The organism is Mucilaginibacter sp. (genome assembly GCF_036383575.1).
GTDB lineage: Bacteria > Bacteroidota > Bacteroidia > Sphingobacteriales > Sphingobacteriaceae > Mucilaginibacter.
This window is the reverse complement of sequence record NZ_DASVOB010000269.1, coordinates 1-4548: the sequence shown is the minus strand read 5'-3', so window position 1 is coordinate 4548 and position 4548 is coordinate 1. Positions and strand designations below refer to the sequence as shown.

General features: G+C 43.1%; 4 protein-coding genes and 1 pseudogene. 4 read left to right on the top strand and 1 reads right to left on the bottom strand.

Going from position 1 to position 4548, the window contains the following annotated elements:
* From VF500_RS09570 to VF500_RS09555, 4 genes are all read left to right on the top strand, one after another.
* The coding region (locus VF500_RS09570) for a DUF1579 family protein (RefSeq protein ID WP_330859460.1) at positions 1-369 on the top strand (369 nt) is incomplete at its 5' end.
* 25 nt (positions 370-394) lie between these two features.
* The gene (locus VF500_RS09565) at positions 395-976 is read left to right on the top strand and encodes a cupin domain-containing protein (RefSeq protein WP_330859459.1); all 582 of its coding nucleotides are present in this window, start codon (positions 395-397) and stop codon (positions 974-976) included.
* 22 nt (positions 977-998) lie between these two features.
* The gene (locus VF500_RS09560) at positions 999-1838 is read left to right on the top strand and encodes a hypothetical protein (protein ID WP_330859458.1); all 840 of its coding nucleotides are present in this window, start codon (positions 999-1001) and stop codon (positions 1836-1838) included.
* A gap of 125 nt (positions 1839-1963) precedes the next feature.
* The gene (locus tag VF500_RS09555; RefSeq protein ID WP_330859457.1) at positions 1964-3454 is read left to right on the top strand and encodes a glycoside hydrolase family 30 protein; all 1491 of its coding nucleotides are present in this window, start codon (positions 1964-1966) and stop codon (positions 3452-3454) included.
* A 341-nt stretch (positions 3455-3795) separates the two neighbouring features.
* Here VF500_RS09555 and VF500_RS09550 read toward each other — a convergent pair.
* Positions 3796-4548: pseudogene (locus tag VF500_RS09550) on the bottom strand (beta-galactosidase); the annotation flags it as partial.

The window sequence follows — 4548 nt, the reverse complement described above, 5'->3', positions numbered from 1 at the left end:
TATTTCACAACTGAAGTAACCGGCCAGGACATTCCTATGCCATGGTCGGATGGGAAACTGATTACCTTGCATGAAACCATGCTGCTGGGATATGACAATGTTAAAAAGAAATTTGTTGCCTCCTATATCAACAATGAATTTGAAACAGGCATCATTTCTTTAGAAGGGGTTTATGACCCAACAACAAAGATCATTACTTATGATGGAGAAACATTGTCACCGAACCGACCAAACCTGCCGCCGGGAGCCCTGCGAAAATTTCACGCGCTCCTGAAATTTACCGACAGTGATCATTATGAGCTTGAGTGGCACGAAAGTGCTGGAGGGAAAGAGCTTTTTGATACTGTACTGAGTTTTACCCGTAAATAATAGATCAAGAGTAACCTACACCTATATGAAACGCAACACTTTTATACACACTTCGATAGGTGCGACAGCACTTTTGGCTATACCCTTTGAAGGAATTGCCAAAATCCTGTCCAAAGTCAGGGAAAAGAAAGGTTATAAAATTGATTCGGGGAATGACCGTGCCTCAAAACCGATACACCTGTTTGAAGGCGATACTTTTTACACCAAAGTTTCAACCGCCGATACTGATGGCGACCTGTATGTTTATGAATCAACCCGGGTTAAAAAAGGCGGGCCAAACCTGCATGTGCATTACGAGCAGGATGAATGGTGGTACATTTTGGAAGGCGAGTTTCAGATCAAAGTAGGCGATCAACTTTTTCATGCCAAATCCGGCGATAGTGTATTCGGCCCGCGGGGTATCCCGCATACCTTTACTAAAATAGACGATGATACGCCTGCTAAAATGATCACCACGTTTCAGCCTGCCGGTAAAATGGAAGCTTGTTTCCAGGCCTTAAGCGATGGCTTGATGAAGGGTAAAACCGAAGCCGAACTTGATAAATTCAGAAAGGAACATGGTTTTGAAAGGGTTGGCCCTCCGCTTGATTATTACAAAAAGTTTTAAGTACCCTGTCACTCTAATAACAATGAAGACACTCTCTTTTAAACAGAAACTAAGCCTCGTTTATTTATGCCTTGTACCATTGATAGTTGTTGCTATTGGTTTCGGCATAGGCCATGTAAGCTATAAAATTTATTTACCGGTTTGGCTTATTAACGCATGTTTAATGATAACTGCAGCATGGAACCTGGGTGGCTATCACCTTAAGAGCCATAACCGGGAGATAAAGCAACAAGTAATTACCGCTTTATTGCTGTTTACACCCTGGCTCTTGTTTTCGATTTTCGCGGGGATGGGACCGCCTCCTGCTACCTTACAAGGGTGGGTTAATACCGCTGCCGAGCAGCAGATCAGGTATACTATACTCATTGCAGGAGGCATCGTATTTGCGCTTGGCTCCGCATTATTGAAAGTAAAATTACAGGCGGCGGGCGAAAATCTGTATTCGGCAATGGCTTCGGCAGCGATCAATATTTCGTTACCGCTCTTTATCATCAACATGGCTTTTTGGGGATACTACCTGACGGATGCATTCCGGGCTTTCATACAATTAGGTGCAGCAAAACGCCCCGATCTGTATGAATCCATAAAAAGTTTGTTTTATGTGATCAGTATAGCCGAGGTGTTATTGATGTACCTCGGCACAGTACTTTTTGCCGTTTCGCTAAAAGTTACGGGGCTTTTTAACCCGGTTGCATGCCGGTACTATATTATTTTCGGTTTAGCCGGTATGGTGCTGGTTGTACTCCCTCCCTACTGGCCCGAACCATTCGGTACCGTCGGTTTTCTTGTTGCTATACCTGCAATTCCGTTTATAATGCCATACCTCATTGGCGTACATTTATTAAAACATACAAAAAATTAATGGTCGAATTTTATTCACGCAATCGATTGTTAAAATCTCATATATTGTTTATTTTTAGAACGAAAACCGGCTGCGATCCTATGCAGGGTGTTTTCGTTCAACCAATTACAATTTAAACTTAATGTATGGGCAATAAACTAAACTCCTTGTGCCGCGTTCTGCTGCTACCCGGCATTTTTTTGGCCGCTAACTCCACTGCTCTCGCCCAAACCGGCGAATGGGTTTCAACCACAAGCACATCAAATTGGGAGGTTAAACATAAAATACCGGCTGCTCAAAACGGTAAGGCTGCCGATGCTGAAGTATTCACCGATAAAACACTGCAAAAAGTTGAGGGCTTTGGCGGTTGCTTTAATGAGCTTGGCTATACGTCATTACAATTATTAAGCGCAAAGGACAGGCAAACTATCATGAAGGAGCTGTTTGCCCCTAATGTTGGCGCAAACTTTACCATTTGCCGGATGCCTGTCGGTGCCAATGATTTTTCGCTCGACTGGTATTCATACGATGAAACTGACGGTGATTTCGACCTGAAAAATTTCAGCATAGCGCATGACCTTAAAACGCTGATCCCTTTTATAAAAGAAGCTAAAAAATATAATCCTAAACTGGCATTATGGGCATCACCATGGAGCCCGCCGCAATGGCTCAAGCGTAATAAACATTATGCTGCCGCGATGGTACCCTCAAAAGAAATGATCCAAAAGTATGAAGCCAGCGGCCACAAACTAACCGGGATGGATTTTAGTAATGTAACCAACGGCCTTGAGCCCAGCCAGGTTGGTAAAGAAGGTACTGATATGTTTGTACAGGACGATAAGTACTTTACCACCTATGCCAATTACTTCGGCAAGTTTATTGACGCTTATAAAAAGCAGGGTATTAACATTGGTATGGTGATGCCACAAAATGAGTTTAACTCGGCCCAGATCTTCCCGAGCTGTACCTGGACTGCTCATGGCCTGGCCAAATTTGTAAGCTATCTTGGCCCGCAGATGCAGCAGAGAGGCGTAAAAGTATTTTTTGGTACAGATGAACGCCCTAACGAGAAACTGGCCGATACGCTTTTAACCAGTCCCGAAAGCAGCAAATTTATAACAGGCATGGGCTTTCAATGGGCAGGCAAAGGCGCTATTGCAGGCATCCATCAACGTTATCCTAACCTTACCCTATATCAAAGCGAACAGGAGTGCGGCGATGGCCAAAACGACTGGAAATACTGCCGTTACACCTGGGACCTCATGAAGCACTATTTTAACAGCGGCGCCAATGCCTACATGTACTGGAACATTTCGTTGAACGAAGGCGGCATCAGTCACTGGGGATGGCATCAAAACTCGCTGGTTAGCGTTGATACAACCTCCCGCACCTATAAGTTTAATCACGAATATTACTTATTTAAGCACCTGAGCCATTACGTAAAACCCGGCGCGGTAATGCTAAGCACCGGCGGTGCTTTCAACAATATGCTTGCCTTTAAAAACCCGGATAACACCATTATCCTGATAGTGCAAAACGAGGGCGAAAATAAAAAACAGGTTACCATCAAAGTAGGCAACAAAACAATCAGCCCGGTTTTGGAGGCCGATTCGTTCAATACGTTTGTTGTAAATTAGAAACTGTCGCAGGTTTAGCGACAGCGTAACCTGTGACCCGGCATAGCTGAAGCTTCCAGCTTCAGTCTTCAATCAAAAGGGTTAACAGGCTTTCCGCATAAAAAACACTCAAAAATCTGACTATAAGACACATACACAAATGTCAACCCTAAATTATGTTAACCCTGTTAACCCCCTTTTGTTAGTAGAGTCAACCCAAAGCTATATTATATCGCTTAAGTAGCTGAATACGACAAAAAAGCTGATCATGATTTTATGATACAGCCTCCTTCAAAAACAAAAAGGATGTCACTCCGAAAAGCGACATCCTTTTTTTATGGGATTTACAAATGCAAGGGAGCTTACTTCCCTAAAACATCCAAAATAGGATGATCAATAGCATTCAAAGTATTCTCTGATGGTTTTATCAGTTCGAGTACGGTAATTTGATTATCGCCCTTCTTCAACCACTCAGCAGGCACATACACCGTTTGCTGCGGACCATAATACCAGTAACGGCCTAAGTTATGCCCGTTGATCCAAATAATACCTTTGCCCCATTTGCTCATGTCAAGATAGGTATCGGCTAATTTATCAACCTTGAAAACGGCTTTTTTCAGTTGCGGCGCATTATTAGCAACTGCTTTCTTCACTGATGCATTTACCTTCACTTTATTGATATCATCAAAAGGCAATGAATACATTTTCCAGTTTTTAACTTCGGTGCCTGCAAACAGTACTTTCTCCGTAATACCTTTTTTGTTTTTAAGCAGGTACGGGCCAAAATTGATGCGACCAAGGTTTTCAACTAAAATATCCAGTGTTACTTTTCCTTTAGGCAAATTGATCGTAAGGCTATCTTGGTATTTACGCCTGTCTACAATACCCACACGTTTGCCGTTTACGTAGATCAGGCCATAATCGCGCAGGTCTTTGATTTTAAGCAGGCCAGATTTGCCGCCGTTAATGGTTGTGCGATATAACACAAAGCCATAGGCCTGGTTCAGATCTTCAAAAGAAAGCGGGGTACTGTTGATCTTTGCAGCCGGCAAAACGTTAAACAAACTGGTTGATTGCGTAAATTTAATTGCAGGGAGGCTCATAGCAGGCTTAGC